Genomic DNA, 19,468 nt, shown 5'->3' on the forward strand with positions numbered 1-19,468 from the left:
TCCGACACACTTGCGCCTGGCTGAACACAAAAGGGAACCGTGCCCATGAACCGTAACGATCTGCGCCGTGTCGACATGAACCTGCTGGTGATTTTCGAAGCGCTGATGTTCGAAAAGAACCTGACCCGAGTCGCCGAAAAACTGTTCATGGGCCAACCGGCGGTGAGCGCCGCGCTGGGCCGGTTGCGTGATTTGTTCGACGATCCGTTGTTGCTGCGCAACGGTCGCGGCATGGAACCGACGGCGCGGGCGCTGGCGATTCTCAAGGAGCTGCAACCAGCGATGGACACCATCTCGGGGGCGGTCAGCCGGGCCAAGGAATTCGACCCGGCCAGCAGCTGCGATGTGTTTCGTATCGGGCTGTCGGACGACGCCGAGTTCGGGCTGTTTCCGCCGTTGCTGCGCCAGTTGCAGGAAGAGGCACCGGGGATCGTGGTTGTGGTACGCCGTGCCAATTATCTGTTGATGCCGACGTTGCTGGCGTCGGGGGAAATCTCGGTGGGGGTGAGTTACACCACGGATCTGCCGGCCAATGCCAAACGCAAAAAACTGCGCGACATTCCCTGCAAAGTCCTGCGCGGAGACAGCAGACCGGGGCCGCTGACGCTGGACGAATACTGCTCCCGCCCGCATGCCATGGTGTCGTTCTCCGGCGACTTGAGCGGCAACATCGACGTCGATTTGGCCAAGGTCGGCCGCACCCGCCGCGTGGTGCTCGGCGTACCGCAATTCAGTGGTTTGCGCGCGTTGCTCGCTGGCACGGAAATGATTGCCACTGTCCCAGACTATGCCGCGTGCGCGTTGGTGGAGGGCTGTGCCTTGCGCGCCGAAGATCCGCCGTTTCCCATTGATGCGGCGCAACTGTCGATGGCCTGGAGCGGGGTGCATGACAACGATCCTGCCGAGAAATGGCTGCGGTCGCGGATCAGCCAGTTCATGTCGGCCTCGCTGGATATTCCGGCTGTGTAAGGCGAAACCGCGCCGCGCCGTTCGTCCGAAACAGCCGCACACCTATAAGTTCTGACAGTAGCGCGTGCCCGCGCGTCGGTGTGTGATTCATTCAATGCTCTTTCGGGGGCCGGATCGATCATGCACAGGGACAGAACAATGAACATCGCTACCGCCACAGTGAACGCCGGCAGCCCACCGCCTCCTGTCATCGAGGAAAGCGCCAATCAGTCCCTCCTCAATCCGGTGGACGTGAGGAATACCCTCACGATCGAGGTGACCGATCCGACGTTGCAGCCCACCGACCAGGTGAGTGTGGCCTGGACAGGTGCACCGGGCTCCGGAGCAAACGGCTCTCTCACTACGGCTTTCATCAACGCCGGTAACACTCGGCCGCTGGTGATTCGAATCCCGGTTTCGCTAGTACTCTTCAATCTGAGCCAGACGGTGACGGTGACTTACACCATCATTCGCGGCACCGCTGCACCCGTGACTTCAGAGCCACAGGTCGTGTACGTGCTGCCTCTGGCGCAACGCGATTTGCCTCGTCCCTTCATCACCCAGGCAGAACAGTCCGGGGAAGGTCCGATACTGGACATCAATGGCCTGACCGACATTACCCTGCGTATCAACGCGTGGCCCTTGAGCGCTCGGGGTCAATTCCTTTGGTTGTGGCTTGAGGGCAAGAACGCCGACGGCAGCGATTTCCGTATGAGGTACTGGAGTGCGCCGAGCAATGTCATCACTGACGAATTCATCCGTATCGGTTTTTACGAGCGAAGCCACTCCGCCATTGCCCTGCACGAGCTCAAGGACCGCAGCGTATTGACCCTGAAGTTGATGGTGGGGCTGCAAGGGAGCCCGGATGAGTCCCTTGCCCAGCCGTTTGCCCATCGAAACTACATCGTCCTGACAGGTGCAGTGGTAAGCCGGGAAGTGACGATCAAGGAAGCGCCAGATAACGCCAATTTGAACCCGGTTGACGCGATCACACATTTGACCGCTGTCTTGAATTACGCCAGTGAGTCTAACGACCTGGTCAGCGTGAACTGGACTGCCGAGCCAGGCACGCCGGCGGCGGGTTCGCGAACCACAATCCCTGTCCCGGTGGGCACCATGCCCATGGACATTACGTTGCCCGTTCCATTGGTGGCTTTCAGCATCGGTAAGGCGGCGGATATCTCGTTCACCTACAGGCGTGGTTCATCGGATCCAGTCACTTCATTGCCCTGGCCGTTACATGTTCTGCCTATCCCGAAGGACTCGCTCGTTTCCCCGATGATTGCCGAAGCGAAGGGTACAACCGAGCTTGATCTGAAGGATGTCATTGTCGGAGGGACGCTGGTGTTTGGTATCTGGCTACATATTGCGATCGGACAACGATTGTCGTTGATGTTGATGGGGCGCAATGCCAGCGGCGCCGAGCACAATTTGCCCATTTGGACGGACACGCGCAACGCGGTTCATCGAGCATGGGTTACGTCTGGTGGCTACAGCACGATCATACCGGCCTTCTATTTGCTGGCGCTCAGGCCCGGGAGCATATTGTCTATCGTGTTCTCGGTGTGTACGGATCAGGTGCCTGGTTCGGCGGCCAGGACGGATTTCGAAGTGCGGGAATACACTGTCATAGACACTCGTTGACCAGAGGCGGGGCTGGAGGGTTTTGGTATTCGACGTGCAGTGTTTAAAGGTGTTGATCGTTACTTCCTGAAAGCTACAGATCCTTGCGCCGTTGCCTACGGCTGCGCCAGAATCCGCCGGCTTGTGCGCTTTGGGCCTGGTCTTTATCGTTTCCGTATCGCTGCCAATCAGCGATCGGGTTTAGCGACTCGGACTATCAAAGTGCATCAGTGCTCCAGACTTTATTGCCGACTTTTGACGTCTGCAATTACGTTATGGTGGCTGTATGCGGGAGACCCTCGGGTCTACCGGGTGCCTTTGACCGGTTCGCTAACCTGCATACAGTCGCCACTCTTACTTGTTTAGCGACAGGTTTTGGTGGTGCTATTTTCCAAAGGAGATTCACCATGTTCAAAGCCACACCTAACCCACCAGAAACCGACGACGTTTCCCCCTACGATCCCCTCGATCCCAAAAAACTCAACGAAGCCGCCGAACGCGCCCTCGATCACTACCTCAAACCGTCCGACACCAAGCCCCCACGCAAACCGAGCACGATTTACACCGTCGCCCCGGACATCAACATCGAAGAGCTGCTGACCAATGCCTGCGAGTCCTTTGCCTCGGCCAAGGTGATCGCCAGTGACTGCGCCGGATTTCTGGAGGGGCCGCAGCGCAATACGATACTGGGCGTCGCGCAGCTCATCATGTTCGGCGAGCTGGCGGTGAATCGGGCGCTGGACAGTCTGGAGCTGAAGGCCAACCCGGTCCTATGACCTGAGGTCAAACGCTGACCCCTGTGGCGAGGGAGCTTGCTCCCGCTCGGCTGCGCAGCAGTCGTAAACCCTGTACATGCGGTCTACCTGATGCAATTGGGTCGAATGGTTTTGGGGCTGCTTCGCAGCCCAGCGGGAGCAAGCTCCCTCGCCACAATTCCCGCGGTACAAAGAGAGCACGTACATTCAATTTTTCCCTACCCCTTGGCGGCACTATTCAATCCAATGATTGAACAGGGGTGAGTCATGAACGCTTCGCAAAGGGATGAACAGGCGCGGGATGTCGGGCTGCTGTTTCTGCGGGTCAGCGGTGGTCTGTTTCTGCTGTGGGTTCACGGCTTGCCCAAGCTGCTGGACTTCAGTGCGCAACTGCAACTGATCGAAGACCCGTTCCACCTCGGTGCCCACCTCACCCTCAGCCTGGCGATTTTCGCCGAAGTGCTGTGCCCGCTGCTGATTGTCGCTGGTGTTCTGGCGCGTCTGGCGTGCTTGCCTATTCTGTTTGTGCTGCTGGTGGCGCTGCTGGTCGTGCACCCGCAATGGAGTGTGGCCGAAGGGCAGTTCGGCTGGCTGTTGTTGATCATCTTCACCTCTGTGTTTATCGCCGGGCCTGGACGGCTGGCGCTCAATGTTCGTTTGCCCGGAGTGCTCCGTTATGTCTGAAGCCCAAACTCAAAAAGCGCCGGGGTCCGATGAGATCGTGACGCTGATCGTCAAGCACCGGGTCAAGGCCGGTTTCGAAGCAGCCTATGAAGCCTGGCTGCGCAACATCGTCAGCGTAGCGGGGCGCACGGAAGGGCATCTGGGCGTGGACGTGATCCGCGGCAAGAACGCGGGCCTGGACATGTTCACCTGCGTGCTGCGCTTTTGCTCCACCGAGGCCATGCAGCACTGGCTCGATTCGCCGCAACGTCAGTCGTTGATCGATGAAGCCGCGCCGATGCTGGCCGACGGCGACCAGACCGAGGTCAACCCGGTCAACGAATTCTGGTTCGCGCCGCTGGCCGATGCTGCTTCGCCGCCACCGCGCTGGAAGCAGGCCGTGGTGTCGTTGCTGGTGATTCTGCCGCACACCTTGCTGGTGCCGCTGCTCTGGGGGCCGCTGCTCAAACTCAACGCTTTTCTCTCCAACTACCTGGTCGCCACGTTCCTGATCACCCTGACCATCGTGGTGTCGGTGGTGTACGTGTGCATGCCGGCCGCGACTCGCTTGTTTGCGCCGTGGCTGACGGCCAGTCAGCCACGGGAGCACCTCGAATCCAACGCAAATTCGCCGCGCTGAGCCGGCGCTTTTTTGCTTCATTTCACTGATGACGAAGGAACTGCGATGAACGCCGATCTGATTCTGTTCAATGGTCAATTTCATACCGTAGACCGCGAAAAGCCCCTCGCCAGCGCCGTGGCGATCAAGGGCGGCCGCTTCGTCGCGGTCGGCACCGACGCCGAAGCCATGGCCCTGCGCGGCTCGGGCACCCAGGTGATCGACCTCAAGGGTCGCTGTGTCATCCCAGGCCTCAACGACTCGCACCTGCACCTGATCCGTGGCGGTTTGAACTACAACCTCGAACTGCGCTGGGAAGGCGTGCCGTCCCTGGCTGATGCGTTGCGCATGCTCAAGGAGCAAGCCGACCGCACACCGACGCCGCAATGGGTACGGGTAGTCGGTGGCTGGAACGAATTCCAGTTTGCCGAGAAGCGCATGCCGACCCTGGAAGAGCTCAACCAGGCGGCACCAGACACCCCGGTGTTCGTGCTGCATTTGTACGACCGCGCCTTGCTCAACCGCGCTGCATTGCGGGTTGCCGGTTACACCCGCGACACGCCGAACCCGCCGGGTGGCGAAATCGTGCGTGATGCCAACGGCAATCCGACCGGCATGTTGGTCGCAAGGCCGAACGCGATGATCCTGTACTCGACCCTGGCCAAGGGGCCGAAGCTACCGCTTGAGTATCAGGTCAACTCGACCCGCCAGTTCATGCGTGAGCTCAACCGCCTCGGCCTGACCAGCGCGATCGATGCCGGCGGTGGTTTCCAGAATTACCCGGACGATTACCAGGTGATCGAGCAGTTGGCGAAAGATGATCAACTGACCGTGCGTATCGCCTACAACCTGTTTACCCAGAAGCCGAAAGAAGAGCTGACCGATTTCCAGAACTGGACTGGCAGCGTCAAGTTGCACCAGGGCGACGACTACCTGCGGCACAACGGCGCCGGCGAGATGCTGGTGTTCTCGGCGGCGGACTTCGAGGACTTCCTCGAACCGCGTCCGGACCTGCCGCAGACCATGGAGCAGGAGCTGGAGCCGGTGGTTCGCCACCTGGTGGAACAGCGCTGGCCGTTCCGTTTGCACGCCACTTACAACGAATCGATCAGCCGCATGCTCGACGTGTTCGAGAAGGTCAACCGCGACATTCCGTTCAACGGCCTGCCATGGTTCTTCGACCACGCTGAAACCATCACCCCACAGAACATCGAGCGGGTAAGGGCGCTGGGCGGTGGCATTGCGATCCAGGACCGCATGGCGTTCCAGGGTGAATATTTTGTCGACCGCTACGGCAAGCAGGCGGCCGAATCTACGCCACCGATCAAGCGCATGCTGGCCGAGGGTGTACCGGTCGGCGCCGGCACCGATGCCACGCGAGTGTCCAGCTACAATCCATGGACCTCGCTGTACTGGATGGTCAGCGGCCGTACCGTCGGTGGTCTGGCGCTGTATGAGGAAGGTTTGCCGCGCACCACTGCACTGGAACTGTTCACCCACGGCAGCGCCTGGTTCTCGTCGGAACAAGGCAAGAAAGGCCAGATCAAGGTCGGGCAACTGGCGGACCTGGTAGCACTGAGCGCGGACTTCTTCAGCGTCGAGGAAGAAGCGATCAAGTGGATCGAGTCGGTATTGACCGTGGTCGGCGGCAAGGTGGTGTACGCCGCCGGCGACTTCGAAAAACTCGGGCCTGTCAGCCTGCCGGTGCTGCCGGACTGGTCGCCGGTGGCGAAGGTTCCGGGACACTGGCGGCCGAACGCGCCGATGCAGGCGCAGGTGCACCAGTGCAGCGGCCCGTGCGCCGTGCATACCCACAGCCATGAGAAGGCCCGTATGTCGAACGTGCCGGTGAGTGACTTCGCCGGTTTCTGGGGCGCCTTCGGCTGTTCCTGCTTCGCGTTCTGAGTCTTGCAACAAAAGCGTCGGCCATGTGTGGTCGACGCTTCACTCATCACCCTCCGAGGAGTTTCACATGAGCAACGTTCCTTACAAACGTCTGAACAAAGATGACGCCGTTATGCTGCTGGTCGATCACCAGACCGGCCTGATCTCTCTGGTGCAGGATTTCTCGCCCAACGAATTCAAGAACAACGTGCTGGCCCTGGGCGACATCGCCAAGTTCTTCAACCTGCCGACCATCCTCACCACCAGTTTCGACGCAGGCCCGAACGGCCCGATCGTGCCTGAACTGCGCGAGCAATTCCCGGACGCGCCGTTCATTCAGCGTCCAGGCCAGATCAACGCCTGGGACAACGAAGACTTCGTCAAAGCCATCAAGGCCACCGGTCGCAAGCAACTGATCATCGCGGGTGTGGTGACTGACGTCTGCGTGGCGTTCCCGACCCTGTCGGCCATTGCCGAAGGCTTTGAAGTATTCGTGGTAACCGACTCTTCCGGCACCTTCAACACCACCGTGCAACAAGCGGCGTGGGCACGCATGTCGGCGGCGGGTGCACACCTGCTGAACTGGTTCGCCGTGGCCTGCGAGCTGCAAGGCGACTGGCGCAACGACATGGAAGGCCTGGCCAACCTGTTGTCCCAGCGTCTGCCGAACTACCGCAACCTGATCAACAGCTACACCAAGTTCACTGCCAAGTAAGGCGTTGAAGAAAAATGCCCGCGATGTGCGGGCATTTTTTTGTACTGCTCGAATGTCCTCTGCATCAGCGCTTCTGCAACCATCCCAGAAACCCACCTTTCCTGATCGGCACCGGTTTGGCCATCAACGCCAGCCGACTGTTTTGCTGGCGCACCGCCTGCAACTTGTTCAACGCCCGGCCCACTTCGCTGCGCTGTTCCATGCACTGGCGGGTCAGGTTCTTGTCCAGACGGTAGATGATCGAAGATGTCAGCGCGGTGAACGTCGCCTGTGACGGCGTATCGGCCAGGATGCTCTGTTCGCCCATGACTTCGCTCGGCCCCATGCGACCGGCCTCGGTGAAACCATTGCCGTCCGGCACGCTGGCGCTGACGACGCCGGTGGCGATCACGAACAGGCTGTCCGGCACTTCAGCCAGATCCAGCACCACCTCGCCGGCGGCGTATTGTTGCGCGACCATCGATTCGGCGAGGCGGTCGCGTTCCTCATGGCTCAGCGAGCGGAAAATCTTCACTTCATCGAGCAGTGCGCGGGCGCGGGTCGAGGGTTCGATCACGCCGTCGGGGTGCCGCGAGATGCCGGCCGCTTCCAGATGGCGATGGGCGAGGTCGAACAGTTGATTGCGCACGTCGCTTTTCTTGCCCAGCTCGGCGATGAAACCGCTGGCCACGTATTCGGACATCTCTTCGCCAGCCTCTTTGAGCACCGCTTTTGGTGCGGGCGACAGCAACAGACTGCTGCTGCCTTGCAGCGTGCGGTCGAGGGCGTCGAGCACCCGGCGTGGGCGGATGTGGTTCGCCACCTTGATGCTGATCGACACCCCGTGCAGGTTGTTCGGGCGGCTGAGGTTGACGATCTTGGCCTTGGCCGCCACCGAGTTCGGCACCACGGCCATCGTGCCGGCGCTGCTCAACAGGTGCGTGGCGCGCCAGTTGATGTCCAGCACTTTGCCTTCGACGCCATCGATCACCACAAAGTCGTCCACCTGATAGGGTTTGGTGGTGTTGAGCACAATGCCGGAGAACACGTCAGCCAACGTACTCTGCAACGCCAGACCGACCACGATGGCGAACACGCCGGAAGTCGCCAGCAGACCCTTGACCGGCAGATCCAGCACATAACCGGCGGCCGCGACGATAGAGGCCAGAAACACCAGCGCACCGATTACGTCCTGCAGCAAACGGCCGCTGTGACCTATGCGACGCATCAGCACCAGACCGAACACCTCGGTGAGCACTCGTGCGGTGTACAACCACCAGATAATCCCCAGCGCCGTTGCACCGAGTTGCGCCACCTGGTCATCGGCAACCAACGGTGTCTGCAACGGGCTGACGCCAGCGTTGATAATCAGCGCGCTGAACGCCAGAAACAGCACCAGCCGCACACCGACCTTTGGCGCGCGATGCTTGAACGGGACGAGGTGCCAGAGCAGGGCGTCGAGCACCAGCAGCAGGGCGCTCCAAGGCAACAGGTGGGCAGAGAAAAGGCTCATGGATTGCACTCCAGCGGGCACAAAAAAACTCGCCACACCCTGAGGTGTGGCGAGAGGTTGGGCTTAGTTCAGATGCGTCTTGAGCTCAGCTGCGGCCTGACGTACCGCCGCTTTGACTTCCGGAATCTGATTCAGCGGATTGAGCAGGCCAAAATCATGAATCATCCCGTTGTAGCGCACCGAGGTCACCGGCACACCGGCCGCATCGAGGTGGCGGGCGTAGCCTTCGCCTTCGTCACGCAGCACGTCGAATTCGGCGGTCTGCACCAGTGCCGCAGGCAGGCCCTTGAGTTGTTCGGCGCTGGCATTCAGCGGCGAGGCATGGATCTGCGCACGCTCGGCCGGGTTGGTGGTGTAGTTGTCCCAGAACCACTGCATCATCCCTTTGGTGAGGAAGTGCCCTTCGGCGAATTGCTGGTACGAGCCGTCGTCGAACTGTGCGTTGGTCACCGGCCACATCAACAGCTGGAAGCGCAGGGCAGGGGTTTTCTGTTCCTTGGCCATCAGCGCCACGACTGCCGCCATGTTGCCGCCGACGCTGTTGCCGGCCACCGCCAGTCGCTTGCCGTCGACACCGATCTCTTTGCCATGCTCGGCCACCCATTTGGTCGCGGTGTAGGCCTGGTTGATGGCGGTCGGGTAGTGCGCTTCGGGCGACGGCGTGTAGTCGACGTATACCGCGACTGCGCCGGAGCCCACCACCAGGTCACGGATCAGGCGTTGGTGAGTCGGGAAGTCGCCCAATACCCAGCCGCCACCGTGGAAGAACATGAACACCGGCAACTCGCCCTTGACCTTGGCCGGACGCACCACTTTCAGGTTGATGGTCTGGCCGTCGACCTTGATCGCCTTGTCGCTGACTTCAACACCCGACAGATCTACCTTCACCGAAGCCTGGGCACCGGTCAGCACCGCGCGGGCGTCTTTCGGGCTCAGTTGTTCCAGCGGTTTGCCACCGCCGGCGGCGAGGGCATCGAGGAAGGCCTGGGTGTTGTGTTCGACACCGGGGCTGCCAGCGGCGAATGCGTTGCCGATGGACAGGGCGAGAACGGAAGTGGCGAGGGTTTTCTTGATGTTCATGTGCAAATCCTTTTTAAATCGTTTGAGTTTTTATGCCTTGGGATCGGGCTGCTGTGGCGCTGGGGTTCAGGCCTCAGCAACACCGTGAGCACAGATTAATAAGATGTCTGAAAGCGAAAAAGCGGCTATAAAGCGATTAACTGTCAACCAGAGAGTGACAATGAATCCGTTCGAAGACATGCGTATTTTTTGCCAGGTCATGGACTCCGGCAGCTTCACGGCGGCGGCCGATCAGTTGGGCCTGTCCAAGCAGTTCGTCAGCCGTCGGCTGATGCAACTCGAAGAGCGCCTCGGTGTGCGCCTGCTCAATCGCTCCACCCGACGGCTGGACGTCACCCCGCTGGGGCAGAGTTATTACGAATCGGCCCTGCGCCTGCTCAGTGAAGTCGAGCAAGTGGAGCAGGGCATCGCCGGCCAGACCATCGAGCCTCGCGGGACCATTCGCCTGAGTGCACCGTTGTCGTTTGCCGTGGCGCATTTGGGCTGTTTGCTGCCAGTATTTTTGCAGCGTTATCGCGACGTCACCGTCGAGGTCGACCTGAGTGATCGGCCGGTGGACTTGCTCGGTGAGGGATACGATTTGGCCTTGCGCATCGGCGTGCTGGAAGACTCGACACTGATCGCCCGGCGCATCGCCGTCATCGAGCGGGTGTACTGCGCCAGCCCGGCGTATCTGGCCGAACGTGGCACGCCGCTTGAACCCGAGGAGTTGCACAGCCACGATTGCCTGCCGTACGGCCATGGCCGCCAGGTGCAATGGCGGTTCGAAGGGCGGGGCAAACCGCTGACCGTCAATGTCACCGGGCGGATGCGGGTCAACAACGGTGAACTGCTCAAGGACGCGGCCATCGCCGGCATGGGCATCACGTACTTGCCGACCTTCATCGTCGATTCGGCCCTGGAGGACGGCCGGCTGGTGCCAGTACTGGATGATTTCCGCCCCGAGCCGCTGACCTTATCGGCGGTCTACCCGCAGCACCGTCAGGCCTCGCGACCGGTGCAGGCGTTGATCGAGTTCTTGCGTGAGCGGTTGAACCAATAGGAGGGTGCACGCCATCGTTGATTACAAGATCGCAACAAACCCCTGATGTGGTTTTTCCTGACGCTGATCTAGACTCGTGCCGGTCAATCAATGGCCCGGAATCTGGAGCGTGCAATGGAAATGCCGACAAAAGAAAAAGCCATCGCCAGCAATCGCGATGCATGGAATGACTCCGCCCAACACCACAAAGACACCCCCGAATGGCAGGCCCGTTTGAGTGCGGTGAGCCATGGCGATTTTTCCTGCCTGGATGACACCCTCACCGGGTTGCTCCAACAGGTTGGTGTCGACGGCAAGGATGTGGTGCAACTGGGCTGTAACAATGGCCGGGAAAGCCTTTCACTGTTTGCGCTGGGGGCCCGCAGCGCAGTGGGCGTCGACCAGTCCGGAGCCTTTCTCGATCAGGCCCGGGAGCTGGCATCCCGTTCGCCTCATCAGCCCGAATTCATCGAGGCTGATATCCATCACCTGCCGACTGAGCTGCACCAACGCTTCGACGTGGCGCTGATCACCATCGGCGTATTGAACTGGATGCCGGACATCGGCGAGTTCATGCGCCATGCCGCGCAAACCCTCAAGCCCGGTGGCAGCCTGGTGATTTACGAAACCCACCCGTTCCTGGAAATGTTCGACCCCGAGTCAGCCGATCCCTATCGCCCGGACAGCTCGTATTTTCGCAGTGAGCCTTTCGTCCAGGACCAACCGATCGTCTACGAAGGCAAAGTCGAACAGCAGGCCTCGGCGTCCTACTGGTTCGTCCACACCCTGGGCGCGATCTTCACCGGTGCCGTCGAGGCGGGGTTGCAGATATGCCATTTCAAGGAGTACCCGCATTCCAATCGCGAAGAACTCTACGACAAGTATCAGCAGCAAAAGGCGCAGTTGCCGTTGTGTTACACGTTGGTGGCGGTGAAGCGAGCGACGTAGTGCCTGGGGTATTTTCAGAGCGTTGAGTGATTTGCCGCGTGCCCTGGTTGCGCGCAGAGATCAATGCCCAAGGCATGAATGACCTTTAGAACCGTATCAAAACGTGGTTTCGCCCCGGGTGCGAAGGCCTTGTACAGGCTTTCGCGCCCCATTCCGGAATCTTTGGCAATTTGTGTCATGCCGCGAGCCTTTACCACGTAGCCGATAGCACGAAGAAACTCTTCGTTGTCGCCGTCTGCCAATACCTGAGAGAGGTATTCGCTGATGGCTTCGTCACTGTCGAGCAGTGCCGCCATGTCGAAGTTTGTTAGTTTGTGATTCATGCTTCTGGCTCCTCGTTCCTGTGCGAATGTATCTGTTAGCGCAGGCATGAGGAGTCAGTTGGTTCTTTTATGATGGGTGTATTTTTCCCTGAACTGTGTAGGCAACTGACCCCATCGCGGGAAAGCCCTAATGTCAGTCAGTTAAGCCGTAATGCAATCTGTAGCAGCTGGCGAAGCCTGCGTTCGGCTGCTCAGCAGTCGTGAGTCGGACTAACGCGGTCAGCCTGATGCACCACAATCTCTGGTTTTACGACTGCTGCGCAGCCGAACGCAGGCTTCGCCAGCTGCTACAAGGAGTGCGTCGCGGCTGAAATTGTTTAACTGACTGGCATTAGGGCAAGCCCGCTCCCACAGGGAGATGCGGCCAAATGTGGGAGCGGAAGCCAATCACGCCTGCGCCGCCGTCACCGGCCGTTGTTCCGGTTTGCGCAGTGCCGTCAGCCGCGAGCCGGTGTAGTAGGTTTCGCGGAAGAAGCGCCAGCGGCCGAACAGGTCGTAGACGTGGGTGATGCGCCCTTGCTCCTGGTAGTCCATGCGGATGTGCATTTTCATCGCCTGGATGTTGCGGGTATCGCAGACGTCGACGATCTTGTTGCACCCTTTGGCCCGCATCGCATCCCAGAGTTTGAACTGGGCGTCCATCGACAGGCTGGTGCCGAAGTATTGAGGGATCATTTCACCGCCGAACTCGAAAAACTCACCAGGGTTGATCCGGAACCAGCAGCCGTAATAGTGCCGGTCGAAGTAGTCCCTGGCACTGCCCCAGATGAATCCGATGGCATCACCTTCCTCGTTCACGTACATGTGTCCGGTGTGACCCTCGGCGGCGATTTCGGCCATGGCCTTGACGCGATTGCCGTAGTACTTGGTGAACGCGGTGGCGTTTTCCGGGGTGATGATCACCAGGCGCAGGCCCGAATAGGGCCGCAGATTTTGCGGCGCCACCGGGGTCACCAGGTCGCGCCCCAGCCACAGCAGCTCCCTATGGAAATACACGTAGCGCTTCCAGAGCGACTGGAGCGTGTGGAGCAGGCCTTTTTGTTTGATGCGTTCGCGAATCTTGTCGATGGCGCTCATGAAGTCCTCCGAGGCTGAAGCCTGGGTGTGGTGGGTAACGTTTTCGATGGCGAAAAATCAGGATTTCAACGGGTGCAGTTCGGTCGGGTAGTGCGGCTCCTCTTTGGATGCCCTCGGCACCACGGCATAGGACACTCTCGGAACACCCGCAAGACGCTGCTCCAGCACATGGCTCAGCGACTCGCCCGGGTCCAGATAGGCATCGCCAAAATCGGCGCCGATATGGATCGGATGGACGACGATTTCCAGCAAGCCGTCGATTGGCATCGCCACAGTGCGCAGGTCGACCGGGGTGCATACGTTCTGGGCGGTCGCTCCGGACAGGCTGTTCAGGCGATGGTTGAGCAACGTCTTGAACACTCGCTTGGGCACGCTCAGGTTACTTCCCAGGTCGCGCGCCAGTCGCACGGGCACCCCTTGGCGGGCGGCAAACCGCGCGACGATTTCACCAATGGGCCAGATGTTGTGCACGTGCTGATGGGAATCGAGGTGGCTGGGGTGCAGGCCGTTGTCCAGGCAGCGTTGCCATTGAGCTTCGAGTTCCTCCAGCACCGCGTCGCGATCCAGGCGGTTGAGCCAGAGGCTGTGGCGGGGCAGGCTGAGGTCGAACTCACCCTGGCTGTCGCAAAATGTCGAGCGCGCGCGAATCGACAGGCTCAACGGCCGGCCGTATGTGAGGTTGAAGTGCAGCCCGATCCGCCCCTTGAGCATTGGCTGCCGGGCCAGGACGCAGGCCGCTTCGAAGGCCGGCATGTTGGCCATGGCGGTTGCGGAGCTGATGACCCCGGCGTGGAAGGCACCCAGTATCACCGCGTTTTCGCTCGGACTGAGGCCGAAATCGTCAGCGTTGACTATGACTTGGCGAGGCATGGCTGCCCTCTCTTTCTTGTTCGGTGGGTGCAGCGTCTTTGGCGATAATGGGTGCCTGCATAGGTGTAAGCGTAGGAGCAACCAGCGTTGCTGCACGCCTGGCCTGCCACTTTTTTAACCCGGGTTTGATGCGGTGCCAGAGTCGCAGGGCCAGCCCGAGGGCGAGGCCGCTGGGGCGCCAGGAGTAGAAACTCCAGCGCCAGTGCTCCAGTTGGCCGGTCATGCGCTCCAGGAGTTGATGACTGGAGTTTTCCAGGCTGATCCGCGAGGCATCGACCCAGTGCCAGTTGTCGTCCAGCCCCCAGTGGATCCACTCTTCAAGCAGCACACGACCGCTGCCCAGATCAGCGTGTTGCGGCAGGAACGCCAGGTTGTAGTCGTACAGCCGACCCTGTTCCAGCAAGCCGATGCGGTAGCTGATGCAACGCCCGTCCAGTTCCAGCACCACCACCCGCACTAGTCCTTCTTCGGCGAGGGCGGTGAAGGCTTGCTCGATCCATTGCCGGTAGCGGTCATTGGTGAAAATCCCAACGCCTTGAAGGCCTTTCCAGCTCAGCGCTTCGACTTTGCCGAGGGTCCGCAACAGTGGCCTGATGGTGGCGGCGTCGGGGGTTATCCGTCGGATCTCGGCACCGCAAGCCGCGATGCGTTTACGTGCACGGCGCAGTTTGTAGCGGGGGTCGCCGGACACTTCCTGATGGTCGGCCTCGCTGATCAGGTGCACCGGCACCCGACAGCTGAGGCGGCGCTCGCCGGTCGAGCTGTGGGCCATCCAGGTGGTCAGTGCACTTTCTTCGCCGATGGGTTCGGACAATTCATTGAGTTGCAGCATCGCATGGGGCACGCGACGGCGGATGATCACCAGCGCCTTGCGCATGCTCTCGGCATCGAGGCAACTGAGCAGGGCCAGGCGATCGGTGAGGGGGTAACCGAGGTGATGCAGGACTCGAAACGGTAGCCCGCCAAAGCGCTCCACGGACACCACCAGCGGCAGGCACAAGGCCAATTCATCGCCGTGCCAGCCGAGCAGAACGTGCAAGCGTTCCCCGGCAAGCAGTGCCTGTTCCGATGCGCGCAGCCAGGCGAGGGTGTTGAACGGCGTACTGTCCGTCACGCGCCAGCGCAACCCCTCATAAGCGGCTGTTGGAAAGTCCGGAGCGCACAACGACGTGCGCCATTCGAATCGAGCCATCATAGGTTCAGACCGCCGCATAACTCATGGACGTTCATGAGGCGCTCCAGCTCAGGGCGAACAGGGTTTGCCCTGGCAGGTCGAAGCTGACGCGACCGTCCTGACAGTTGAATTTGCCTTCGCGACTGCGGCTGTCGGCACCAAAATACACCAGCGCTCCCTTGGTCAGCGGGCAGGTCGCCCCGGCCAGATCGACACGCTGCAAGCGCGCGCCCTTATTGACGCCCAACAGGCTGCGTTGGTGTTCGGTGGCCATCGCCAGCACGTCGACTTCGAAGGCGTCGTTGTCCAGGCGCATGACGTTTTTCAGCCAGTGCTGCCGGATGAATTGTTGGGCCAGGCCCACCGGTTTGAGCTCGAAACGATCGCCGCCCAGCACCCGCACCATGCCTTTGGGGTAGTTCGGTTCGTCGGCGGCCTGGAACCAGTTGAGCATGTCCAGCAACCCGTCCTGCGCCGAGTTGATGACCACCGAGGTCCACCACAGCGAAGCGAAATGGGTTTCCTGATCGTAGGGGCTCAGGCTTGAGCCGCTGGACAGGTTGGTCTGGTCCAGGAGTAAGGCCTTGCGTGGCCGGCCCTTGGCATCGAGGCCCACCAGCTCGGCGGCGCGGCGCACGCTATCGCGGTAGACCCGGGTCGCCAGCAGGTCGCGAACCATCCATTCATGCCAGGCGAGGGCGTCGATCTGCTCGCCGGATTCAGCCAGCAGGCGCCGTGCCCAGTCGATACCGCGCTTGTCGGCAGCATCGTCGGTGAACGGGCCGTTGACGAAGCGTGAACTGGCGGGCATGGCAATACGAATGCCGGCCTTGGCGTTGGCCGGATCGCTACGCACTTGCCGGGCCATGCTGTTGAAGATCGCCTGGTAGTTGGCGTAGCTCGAGTAGTTGAGATTCGGTTCGTCGGCGAATGCGATGTAGTGAGTGCCGCCACCACCGAGGGCGCGGGTGGCGGCGAGCCAGGCGTCGAGGCCGGCGTTGCTCACGGTGTCGGCGCGCAGATCGGCCTGGCGCTGGCTGCCGGCCAACAGCGTGATGTCCTGCGTAATGCCGAAGCGGTTCTGATAGAGCTGGCGGAACGCATCTTCGTGGTGCGGATTTTGCGCCGTGACGTCGACGAAACTGTAGTAGGAACCCGCCTGAGGCTTGAGGGCGTCGAGCGCCGCGAAACTGGATTGCGGCGGCAGCACGTAGGGCAAATAAATGCCCAGGTTCGGGGTCGGGCCGAGCGTCTCTTTATGCAGGGTCAGCCGGGTCTGGCCAGCGTCCTCGCGCAGCGGCTTGAGTTGCTGCGGGTTCTGGGCGAACAGGTTTGCCGTGCCATCGAGCCAGAACGCGACCTTGCCGCTGCCTTGCAGGCGCAGGCGCCAGATTTGTTCGTCCTGGGTGACGGGCAGTTCCAGCTGATCGAATTGCCAATAGGCACGATAGGGTTTCAGCGCCAGTGTCACTTGTTTGTTATCGCCCACACGTTGGGCCAGCAGAGCGCCGACGCCACCGTGAAACTTGCCGGCCAGCACGGCGTGTTCCCCCGGTGCGACTTTGAAATACAGCTCATCGCCGCCACGGGTTTCGGCGCTGAAATGCACCTTGGCCGGCTCGAACAACGCCACGGTGTGTTCGTCGTGTTCGACGGTGTAGCGGCGGAAGCTGTAGCCCGGAATTTCCAATCGATAACTGGCGGCACCCGGCGCCAGCGGCCAGCTCTGCTTGCTGCGGGTTTCACTGGCGGCGATCAGGCGATCGCCCTTCAGGTTACCGTTGCCGTCGAGCAGGTACAGGTGTTCTTCGTTGGCATCGGCCTGCCACGCCGGGGCCCACTGGATGGTCAACGTGTCGGGGCGATCCGCTTGCAGGTACAGGCTGCCGTCGCGAATGTCGGCCCAGCGCATGGGCGCCGCCTGAGCGCTCAAACCAAGGCCCAGGCTCATCAGCAGCATCAGGCGTTTCATGCCGATTTCCGTTGCAGCATCTGAAGCATCGGTGCCACATCGCTGGGCAGGATGATCAGGGTTTGCCAGGCCGGTACGCCGCTCAACCGGCAGTACATCACCAGCAGCGCGACGGTCACCGCCAGGTAGGCGATGGACGATGCCGCCGCAGCACCGACGATGCCATACAGCGGGATCAGCAACAGGTTCAGGGCCAGGTTCAGCAGCGCGCCGAGGCCCACCAACAGCGAAACCGTGCCGGGTCGATTTTTGCCCAGCAAGTCCAGGCGCAGGATGCTCGCATAGCAAAGACCGAGCAGCCCCGGCAGCAGCGCCAGCAAGGCTGGGTAGGCCGGTTGATAGGCAATGCCGAACAGGGTGACGATCAGCCATTGCCCGATCACGGCCATGGTCAGGCAGGCACCGAGCATCACCGTGGCGGTCAGGCGCAAGGCCAACGGCGTCAGGCGTTCCATGCCTTCGTCCTGTTGCAGCAGGCGTTTCATCAGGGGTGTGGTCACCGCTTCCGGGACGATCAGCAGCAACTCGGCGGCAGCGCTGGCCATGGCGTAATGACCCAATGCCGTACTGCCGAGCAAGGCACCGATGAACAGGTAATCGGAGCGCAGAATGACTTGCTGGAACAACAAATCGGGATGGCTACGGGCGCTGTAGCGCAACAGTTCTTTCTGGCTGGCGCGGTCCCATTGCAACGTCAAGGGTTGCGCACGGTTGAGCCAGACCCAGCCGGCCAGCACCACCAGGCTGATGCCGGCCAGCCAACTGATCAGCGCCGCTTCCAGCGCGGCGTCTTTCCACATCCAGAACAAGGCGATAAACAGCAGCAGTGGCGCCAGCGATTCGACCAGCCGCAAGGCATTGAACGCCACCACACCGCCCGACGCGTTGTGCAAGGTCAGCAGGCCGCTCTTGAGCACGGTCAGCGGCACCGCCAGCAGCAACAGCCAGGCGAGCAATCCTAATTGCGTGGTGATGTCGAGTTCGCTGCCGAACTCGCGGGTCAGCGCCACCACCAGCAACGTCAGCAAACCTGCCAGCAGGCAACCGAACACCAGCACCTGGCTCAACAGCAAACCCATGGGCCGTTGCTTGGCCGCCTGATAACCCACCGCCGAATTCAGCCCGCCGCTGGTGGCGGCGCTGATCAAATCGGGCAGGGTGCTGAGCAGCGCGAACAGACCGCGCTCGCTGGGTCCCAGAATCCGCGCCAGCAACACGTTACGCAGCAGGCGCAGGCCGATCATCGCCAGTTTGGTGCCCATGCTCAGGGCCAAGTGTTTGAGGTAGTGGCTGCGACTCATGGCCGGGCTCCGCGGTAGATACGCCACGACAGCAATTCCGGATCGCGCGCCGTGCGCTGGCTGATGCCGATTCGCGGCAAGGCCAGTGGATCGCCGACACCACGGTAGATCCCGCTGGCGGTGCCCAGGGCAAACGGGAAGTCGTGGTCGGCCACGTGTTCGCGCACCCGCGCATCATGGTTGCCATTGGGGTAGCAGTAGACTGGCAACGGCCGGTTGCAGCCGTTCAACAGTGCATTGCGGCTGCGGCTCAGTTCTTCATCCAGGTGTTGATCGTCAAGGTCGGTGAAGATCGTGTGGCTGGCGCCGTGAGGGCCGAAGCGGATCAACCCGCTGGCTTCCAGCGCGCGCACTTGATGCCAGTCCAGGGCCTGGGGCAACGACTCTTCAGGGCATTGGTCGGTGAGCCGGCTCAGTTCGCTCGGTGGCAGGCTTTTCAGGCTTTGCAGAAAATGCAAAAGCGCCAGGCTACGGCGCTGCACATCCAGGTCATCGAGCATTACCGGTAACGGTCGCCCGATCTGTTGCAGGCATTCAATCAAGTGTGTCCGGGCTTTTTCACCGTGGCTGTGCCACAGGGTTTCCCCCAGGCTTTCCCACCAGAAGCGTTGCCGGCTGCCGATGAAGTCGGTGGAGAGAAAAATGCTCGCCGGCATCTGATACCTTTTCAGCAACGGGAAGGCATTCAGCGCGTTGTCGCGCCAGCCATCGTCGAAGGTCAGTGCGACTTTGGGACGCTCCGACATGGCGGTGCCGGGTTGCAGAATTTCCATCAGCGGCACGCAATCGAAGTGTTTTTTCAACCAGAGCAGCAGGTGAGCAAAGCCTTTCGGCCCGACGCACAGTTCATTGCGATGGGGCAAGTCGGCGGCGCGGTCATTGGCCAGCACCCGGTGCAGCATCAGGATCACCCCGGCACCGTGCAGTTGGTGACGGCCTACCGGCGAGTTGAGATAGAGCCAGCCACTGGTGCGTTTTAATAATTGTCTGATCGCCATGGCGC

The 19,468-nt window shown here is 61.0% G+C and carries 18 protein-coding genes; 9 read left to right on the top strand and 9 right to left on the bottom strand.

The annotated features are described in order from the left end of the window. Positions 1 to 45 precede the first annotated feature (45 nt). The 7 genes from ACEN8R_RS06335 to ycaC all read left to right on the top strand — a co-directional run bounded on the left by ACEN8R_RS06335 (position 46) and on the right by ycaC (position 7,207). Positions 46 to 969, top strand: a complete 924-nt coding sequence (locus tag ACEN8R_RS06335) for a LysR family transcriptional regulator (protein ID WP_111454050.1) — start codon at positions 46 to 48, stop codon at positions 967 to 969. A 138-nt stretch (positions 970 to 1,107) separates the two neighbouring features. Further along, positions 1,108 to 2,592: a hypothetical protein gene (locus ACEN8R_RS06340; RefSeq protein WP_495624647.1), complete on the top strand. Its 1,485-nt coding sequence runs from the start codon at positions 1,108 to 1,110 to the stop codon at positions 2,590 to 2,592. A 386-nt stretch (positions 2,593 to 2,978) separates the two neighbouring features. Further along, entirely contained in the window at positions 2,979 to 3,347 is a 369-nt protein-coding gene (locus tag ACEN8R_RS06345; protein WP_018925554.1) for a DUF6124 family protein, read from the top strand. Between the two features lie 246 nt (positions 3,348 to 3,593). Next, positions 3,594 to 4,010, top strand: coding sequence for a DoxX family protein (locus ACEN8R_RS06350; protein WP_064618759.1), 417 nt, complete (start codon positions 3,594 to 3,596; stop codon positions 4,008 to 4,010). Continuing rightward, on the top strand, positions 4,003 to 4,629 hold the full coding sequence (locus ACEN8R_RS06355; RefSeq protein ID WP_018925556.1) for an antibiotic biosynthesis monooxygenase: 627 nt from the start codon (positions 4,003 to 4,005) through the stop codon (positions 4,627 to 4,629). The genes ACEN8R_RS06350 and ACEN8R_RS06355 overlap by 8 nt, the downstream gene beginning before the upstream one ends. A 45-nt stretch (positions 4,630 to 4,674) precedes the next feature. Continuing rightward, positions 4,675 to 6,513, top strand: a complete 1,839-nt coding sequence (locus tag ACEN8R_RS06360; RefSeq protein WP_018925557.1) for an amidohydrolase — start codon at positions 4,675 to 4,677, stop codon at positions 6,511 to 6,513. A gap of 67 nt (positions 6,514 to 6,580) precedes the next feature. Continuing rightward, positions 6,581 to 7,207, top strand: coding sequence for an isochorismate family cysteine hydrolase YcaC (gene ycaC, locus ACEN8R_RS06365; protein ID WP_018925558.1), 627 nt, complete (start codon positions 6,581 to 6,583; stop codon positions 7,205 to 7,207). A 64-nt stretch (positions 7,208 to 7,271) separates the two neighbouring features. On the opposite strand, the gene ACEN8R_RS06370 is transcribed toward ycaC, so the two are convergent. Both ACEN8R_RS06370 and ACEN8R_RS06375 read right to left on the bottom strand, forming a co-directional pair. Further along, a complete protein-coding gene (locus ACEN8R_RS06370) occupies positions 7,272 to 8,699 on the bottom strand; it encodes a mechanosensitive ion channel domain-containing protein (RefSeq protein ID WP_495624648.1) in 1,428 nt (475 codons plus the stop codon). 63 nt (positions 8,700 to 8,762) lie between these two features. Beyond that, positions 8,763 to 9,779, bottom strand: coding sequence for an alpha/beta hydrolase (locus ACEN8R_RS06375; RefSeq protein WP_018925560.1), 1,017 nt, complete (start codon positions 9,777 to 9,779; stop codon positions 8,763 to 8,765). Positions 9,780 to 9,939: 160 nt separating this feature from the next. Between ACEN8R_RS06375 and ACEN8R_RS06380 the strand changes: the two genes are divergently transcribed. Both ACEN8R_RS06380 and ACEN8R_RS06385 read left to right on the top strand, forming a co-directional pair. Continuing rightward, positions 9,940 to 10,821 (top strand): LysR family transcriptional regulator, encoded by an 882-nt coding sequence (locus tag ACEN8R_RS06380; protein WP_064618753.1) that lies wholly within the window; start codon positions 9,940 to 9,942, stop codon positions 10,819 to 10,821. A gap of 114 nt (positions 10,822 to 10,935) precedes the next feature. After that, the gene (locus ACEN8R_RS06385; protein WP_495624649.1) at positions 10,936 to 11,748 is read left to right on the top strand and encodes a class I SAM-dependent methyltransferase; all 813 of its coding nucleotides are present in this window, start codon (positions 10,936 to 10,938) and stop codon (positions 11,746 to 11,748) included. A gap of 14 nt (positions 11,749 to 11,762) precedes the next feature. Here the strand turns inward: ACEN8R_RS06385 and ACEN8R_RS06390 are convergent, their stop codons facing one another. The 7 genes from ACEN8R_RS06390 to ACEN8R_RS06420 form a co-directional block, all read right to left on the bottom strand. Further along, complete coding sequence (locus tag ACEN8R_RS06390) at positions 11,763 to 12,071, bottom strand: addiction module antidote protein (protein WP_086944969.1); 309 nt, start codon at positions 12,069 to 12,071, stop codon at positions 11,763 to 11,765. Between the two features lie 387 nt (positions 12,072 to 12,458). Beyond that, positions 12,459 to 13,148, bottom strand: coding sequence for an N-acetyltransferase (locus tag ACEN8R_RS06395; protein WP_086944968.1), 690 nt, complete (start codon positions 13,146 to 13,148; stop codon positions 12,459 to 12,461). A 57-nt stretch (positions 13,149 to 13,205) separates the two neighbouring features. After that, positions 13,206 to 14,018 (bottom strand): ChbG/HpnK family deacetylase, encoded by an 813-nt coding sequence (locus ACEN8R_RS06400; protein WP_495624650.1) that lies wholly within the window; start codon positions 14,016 to 14,018, stop codon positions 13,206 to 13,208. Continuing rightward, a complete protein-coding gene (locus tag ACEN8R_RS06405; RefSeq protein WP_495624651.1) occupies positions 13,990 to 15,213 on the bottom strand; it encodes a GNAT family N-acetyltransferase in 1,224 nt (407 codons plus the stop codon). The genes ACEN8R_RS06400 and ACEN8R_RS06405 overlap by 29 nt, the downstream gene beginning before the upstream one ends. Positions 15,214 to 15,244: 31 nt before the next feature. Next, positions 15,245 to 17,164, bottom strand: coding sequence for a hypothetical protein (locus tag ACEN8R_RS06410; RefSeq protein WP_495624652.1), 1,920 nt, complete (start codon positions 17,162 to 17,164; stop codon positions 15,245 to 15,247). Beyond that, positions 17,161 to 18,465: an oligosaccharide flippase family protein gene (locus ACEN8R_RS06415; protein ID WP_495624653.1), complete on the bottom strand. Its 1,305-nt coding sequence runs from the start codon at positions 18,463 to 18,465 to the stop codon at positions 17,161 to 17,163. Before ACEN8R_RS06415 ends, ACEN8R_RS06410 begins: the two co-directional genes overlap by 4 nt. Beyond that, positions 18,462 to 19,463: a polysaccharide deacetylase family protein gene (locus ACEN8R_RS06420; protein ID WP_495624654.1), complete on the bottom strand. Its 1,002-nt coding sequence runs from the start codon at positions 19,461 to 19,463 to the stop codon at positions 18,462 to 18,464. The genes ACEN8R_RS06415 and ACEN8R_RS06420 overlap by 4 nt, the downstream gene beginning before the upstream one ends. Between the last annotated feature and the right edge of the window lie 5 nt (positions 19,464 to 19,468).

The sequence above is a fragment of the Pseudomonas sp. Pseusp15 genome (genome assembly GCF_059492165.1).

Bases quoted from the DNA above. Each gene is read 5' to 3' on its own strand.
- ACEN8R_RS06335 (WP_111454050.1), top strand. From the start codon at position 46: ATGAACCGTAACGATCTGCGCCGTGTCGACATGAACCTGCTGGTGATT.
- ACEN8R_RS06340 (WP_495624647.1), top strand. From the start codon at position 1,108: ATGAACATCGCTACCGCCACAGTGAACGCCGGCAGCCCACCGCCTCCT.
- ACEN8R_RS06345 (WP_018925554.1), top strand. From the start codon at position 2,979: ATGTTCAAAGCCACACCTAACCCACCAGAAACCGACGACGTTTCCCCC.
- ACEN8R_RS06350 (WP_064618759.1), top strand. From the start codon at position 3,594: ATGAACGCTTCGCAAAGGGATGAACAGGCGCGGGATGTCGGGCTGCTG.
- ACEN8R_RS06355 (WP_018925556.1), top strand. From the start codon at position 4,003: ATGTCTGAAGCCCAAACTCAAAAAGCGCCGGGGTCCGATGAGATCGTG.
- ACEN8R_RS06360 (WP_018925557.1), top strand. From the start codon at position 4,675: ATGAACGCCGATCTGATTCTGTTCAATGGTCAATTTCATACCGTAGAC.
- ycaC (WP_018925558.1), top strand. From the start codon at position 6,581: ATGAGCAACGTTCCTTACAAACGTCTGAACAAAGATGACGCCGTTATG.
- ACEN8R_RS06370 (WP_495624648.1), bottom strand. From the start codon at position 8,699: ATGAGCCTTTTCTCTGCCCACCTGTTGCCTTGGAGCGCCCTGCTGCTG.
- ACEN8R_RS06375 (WP_018925560.1), bottom strand. From the start codon at position 9,779: ATGAACATCAAGAAAACCCTCGCCACTTCCGTTCTCGCCCTGTCCATC.
- ACEN8R_RS06380 (WP_064618753.1), top strand. From the start codon at position 9,940: ATGAATCCGTTCGAAGACATGCGTATTTTTTGCCAGGTCATGGACTCC.
- ACEN8R_RS06385 (WP_495624649.1), top strand. From the start codon at position 10,936: ATGGAAATGCCGACAAAAGAAAAAGCCATCGCCAGCAATCGCGATGCA.
- ACEN8R_RS06390 (WP_086944969.1), bottom strand. From the start codon at position 12,071: ATGAATCACAAACTAACAAACTTCGACATGGCGGCACTGCTCGACAGT.
- ACEN8R_RS06395 (WP_086944968.1), bottom strand. From the start codon at position 13,148: ATGAGCGCCATCGACAAGATTCGCGAACGCATCAAACAAAAAGGCCTG.
- ACEN8R_RS06400 (WP_495624650.1), bottom strand. From the start codon at position 14,018: ATGCCTCGCCAAGTCATAGTCAACGCTGACGATTTCGGCCTCAGTCCG.
- ACEN8R_RS06405 (WP_495624651.1), bottom strand. From the start codon at position 15,213: ATGATGGCTCGATTCGAATGGCGCACGTCGTTGTGCGCTCCGGACTTT.
- ACEN8R_RS06410 (WP_495624652.1), bottom strand. From the start codon at position 17,164: ATGAAACGCCTGATGCTGCTGATGAGCCTGGGCCTTGGTTTGAGCGCT.
- ACEN8R_RS06415 (WP_495624653.1), bottom strand. From the start codon at position 18,465: ATGAGTCGCAGCCACTACCTCAAACACTTGGCCCTGAGCATGGGCACC.
- ACEN8R_RS06420 (WP_495624654.1), bottom strand. From the start codon at position 19,463: ATGGCGATCAGACAATTATTAAAACGCACCAGTGGCTGGCTCTATCTC.